Here is a 4,537-nt window from a genome sequence, read left to right on the forward strand (position 1 = left end):
TTGAAAAAATTGATAAACCTTACTCCTTATGAAGAGGAAGGTGTGAGGATCTCCACAAAAACCATTCCATTGAATATCACCCCATACTATGCTTCGTTAATGAATAAAGATGACCCAAGGTGTCCAATCAGAATGCAATCGGTCCCAATCTCGGAAGAAATGCATAAAACCAAATATGACATGGAAGACCCCCTTCATGAGGATGAGGACTCCCCAGTACCGGGACTGACCCATAGATATCCGGATCGCGTTCTTTTTTTGGTGACGAATCAATGCTCCATGTATTGCCGTTATTGTACGCGAAGACGCTTTTCAGGCCAAATTGGCATGGGCGTGCCCAAAAAACAATTGGACGCTGCAATCGGTTATATACGTGACACGCCGGCAGTTCGGGATGTCCTTATTTCCGGCGGGGACGGATTATTGATCAATGACACGATCCTTGAATATATCCTCAAAAACTTAAGGGAAATTCCCCATGTTGAAATAATCAGGATAGGTACGCGGGCTCCGGTTGTTTTTCCTCAAAGAATCACTGAAAATTTATGTGCCATTTTAAAAAAATATCATCCGGTTTGGCTGAATACTCATTTCAATACCTCGATAGAAATTACCGAAGAGTCAAAGAAAGCATGTGAGATGCTTACCGATGCAGGTGTACCTGTGGGCAACCAGGCAGTTATTTTAGCGGGGATAAATGACAGTGTCGCAATCATGAAAAAGCTGATGCATGATCTTGTTAAGATCCGTGTCCGCCCTTACTATATATATCAGTGCGATCTCTCGGAGGGCATCGGCCATTTCAGGGCGCCCATTTCAAAAGGGATTGAAATCATCGAGGGGCTCCGAGGCCATACATCCGGGTATGCTGTACCTACCTTCGTCGTCGATGCTCCAGGAGGGGGAGGGAAGATCACACTGCAGCCGAATTATATCCTTTCACAATCTCCAACAAAAACGGTGCTGCGCAATTTTGAAGGTGTGATAACCACATATCCTGAACCTGAGAAATATACACCAGGACTTGCCGATGATTATTTCAAAGGGGTATATCCTGATATGGAAGGAAAACAGTCAGATATAGGTGTATCGGGTTTAATGAATGACAAACAATTCAATTTAGTGCCTGAAGGGCTGAGGCGAATGAATAGACGGGAAAATTACGTGACCAACCCAGAGCATGCTTCATTGAAAAACCAACGTGAAAAGCGAGATCTGTTAAAAGAAAAGAAATTCCAGGCACAACAGAAAAAGGGCACTCAAAAGGGGGATGAATAGCATGGAGACGTGTCCATGGTGTGAGAAAGGGAAGCTTGCATCAGTAAAGGGGACTGTGTATTGGGAACTGCCGGATGGTACGAGGGCAGTTGAAATTACGGAAACCCCTTCCTCCCATTGTGAGAGTTGCGATGCCTTTTTTCAAAGTGATGAAATAGTGAAGGAAATTGAAAATCAACTATTTTTAATTGATTCGAAACAGCTAGGGAAACAGACGACGTATGACGAGTTATTGAAGATGAAGCGGGTGTTAAAGCGGAATTATTTTGATTTTGGGAAATAACAAAATGATTAAAAGTAGCCTCATCAACATTTTTGGTGAGGTTTTTCTGTGCGCCCGGAGGTGAGGTCCGCCATGTTAAATTTTCATCTTCGCTACCCTTACTTTGACCACTAGGATTAAAAAAATCCATGCAGTATCTCCTCACATATTCAAATTCCTTTTCAAAGCAAGTAGGTATTTAGATAACCAGTTTCTCTGAACATTCCCCAAATGAATTCATACATATTCATCCCCCCTCTAAAAAGTGATTGTGAGAAATTACCACTATTAATAAACATTTTTTGGGATAACTTAGAAATAAAATCTTAAAAGAAAGGATAAATATATGAAAACAAAATGGGTTTCATTAGCCATTCTTTCTACCATAGTCAATGTGCTTTCTGGCTGTGAATCATTAGCGGTCTTAGATCCTAAAGGACCTCAAGCCCAAACGCAAGCAAATGTGATTTGGCTATCAATTGCGATCATGGCGGTTATTGTTATTGTTGTTTGTGCTATTTTAGTCTTTGTGTTAACGAAATACCGTGATTCTAAACTACCTAAAGAATATGAACCACCCTACATTGAAGGGAATCACGTTGTTGAAACGATTATTGTTGGGGTGCCGATTTTAATCGTCATTTTCTTCTCCGTAGTTACTGTAATTTCCAACAATAAAGTGGAAGCCACTCCGGAAGGGTACAAAGGACAAGATCCATTAGTTATTTACGCTTCGTCATCTGACTGGAAGTGGCATTTTAGTTATCCAGAAAACGATATCGAGACAGTAAACTACTTGTATATTCCAACAAATCGACCACTTGAATTTAAACTTTATTCATTCGGGCCTATCACGAGTTTCTGGATTCCACAACTTGGCGGTCAAAAATATGCCATGTCTAACATGGTGACCACATTACACTTAGCAGCGGACGAATCAGGGGAAATGATGGGACGAAATGCAAACTTTAGTGGGAAAGGATTCGCTGAAAATACGTTCCACGTCGAAGCGATGTCTCAAGATAAGTTTGATGAATGGGTAAAAGAAGTTAAAGAAACTGCGAAACCTATTACTGAAGTAAGATTCAATGAATTATTAAAACCGGGTCATGAGGGACAGTTAACGTTTACTGGCAATCATTTAGACTTCTCACCAGCTCCAGAAGGTGAAAATGCTGGACATCATCATGGTTCAAGTGACTCTAACGCGGATTCAAAAGGTGAACATATGGAGCATGATCATAAGTCAAGTAATAGTAAAGAAAAATCAGCACACAATCATGAATAATTTCTTTGTCTATCTCAAGAAAAATATTTTCAGGAAGGAAACACAAAAGTATGGGTTTTTTCTCTAGATTTCTTATACCTAATCCTAGTCCCGTCATTTACTCATCAATGGGGGCCATTGGTGTTACTGTTCTCTTGATCATTGTTGGTTTAACCCACTTTAAAAAATGGTTTTATTTATGGAGTGGCTGGCTAACAACAGTCGATCATAAAAGAATAGGTATTATGTATCTAATATCTGCTTTGTTGATGCTATTTCGTGGTGGGGTAGATGCTGTGATGATGCGTGCGCAACTTGCCGTACCGGATAACAAATTATTAGATTCACAGCACTATAATGAAATTTTTTCAACACACGGGGTTGTGATGATTATCTTTATGGCGATGCCGTACATTATGGCCTTAATGAATTTCGTGGTGCCATTACAAATTGGAGCGCGAGATGTAGCATTCCCACGTCTAAATGCCATAAGTTTCTGGTTATTTTTTATGGGTGCGATGCTATTCAACATCTCTTTTGTAATTGGTGGTTCGCCTGATGCAGGGTGGTCATCTTATTTCCCGCTTGCAGGAAATGAATTTAGCCCGCATGTTGGAACGAATTATTATATGATTGGCATTCAGATAGCCGGAATAGGTACATTAATGACGGGGATTAACTTTTTGACGACTATTCTTAAAATGAGAGCACCCGGTATGACATTAATGAAAATGCCAATGTTTACATGGTCTTCTTTAGTCACAAGCGTTATTATCATTTTCGCATTCCCTGTATTAACAGTGGCGCTGATCATGGGAACAATGGATCGATTATTCGCAACCAAGTTTTTCACAATGACTGATGGCGGTATGGATATGCTTTGGGCAAACCTATTCTGGGTTTGGGGACATCCCGAGGTATATATCTTAATCTTGCCTGCATTTGGTCTTTTTAGTGAGATTATCCCGACCTTTTCACGACGTAACCTATATGGCTATCGATCAATGGTTGCTTCAATGGTATTTATCTCTATATATTCATTCTTCGTTTGGACGCACCATTTCTTTACAATGGGGCAAGCAGCATATGTTAATAGTATTTTCTCGATTACAACGATGGTAATTGCGATTCCAACTGGAATCAAGATCTTTAACTGGTTGTTCACGATGTGGAAAGGTAGAATCAGATTTACCGTACCTATGCTTTATTCAATAGGTTTCATACCTCTTTTCACAATCGGTGGAGTTACCGGGGTTATGCTTGCGATGTCAGCGGCGGATTATCAATACCATAATACAATGTTTTTAGTAGCTCACTTCCACAATGTCATTATTCCGGGTGTAGTATTTGCTGTGCTTGGTGCCGGAACTTACTACTGGCCGAAAATGTTTGGTTTCATGCTGAATGAAAGGATTGGGAAATGGGCGTTCTGGTTTCTAACCATTGGTTTTTGCTTAGCATTCTTCCCTATGTATATCACTGGTTTAGATGGTCAGGCACGCCGTATATACACATACTCTGAATCGACTGGATTTGGACCATTGAATATGATTTCGTTTATCGGGGCAGCTTTTATGGCAATCAGTTTTGTATTAATCGTATATACGATTTACTATAGCATTCGCCATGCTCCAAAAGATGTTGGTGATGATCCTTGGGATGCACGTTCCCTTGAATGGGCTACTCATAATCCAGTACCAGAATATAACTTTGCTATTATTCCACAAGTG

The 4,537-nt window shown here is 40.3% G+C and carries 4 protein-coding genes; all 4 read left to right on the plus strand.

Going from position 1 to position 4,537, the window contains the following annotated elements; all coding sequences use genetic code 11:
• A partial coding sequence (gene kamA, locus ACFVSH_RS23285) for a lysine 2,3-aminomutase (protein WP_387708076.1) occupies nt 1-1,278 on the plus strand: 1,278 nt, incomplete at its 5' end.
• A 1-nt stretch (nt 1,279) separates the two neighbouring features.
• Nucleotides 1,280-1,561: a YokU family protein gene (locus ACFVSH_RS23290; RefSeq protein ID WP_260288137.1), complete on the plus strand. Its 282-nt coding sequence runs from the start codon at nt 1,280-1,282 to the stop codon at nt 1,559-1,561.
• A gap of 325 nt (nt 1,562-1,886) precedes the next feature.
• Complete coding sequence (gene qoxA / locus ACFVSH_RS23295; RefSeq protein WP_260288136.1) at nt 1,887-2,828, plus strand: cytochrome aa3 quinol oxidase subunit II; 942 nt, start codon at nt 1,887-1,889, stop codon at nt 2,826-2,828.
• A 50-nt stretch (nt 2,829-2,878) separates the two neighbouring features.
• The coding region (locus ACFVSH_RS23300; RefSeq protein ID WP_387708078.1) for a cbb3-type cytochrome c oxidase subunit I at nt 2,879-4,537 on the plus strand (1,659 nt) is incomplete at its 3' end.

The organism is Peribacillus sp. NPDC058002 (genome assembly GCF_042886655.1).
GTDB lineage: Bacteria > Bacillota > Bacilli > Bacillales > DSM-1321 > Peribacillus > Peribacillus aracenensis.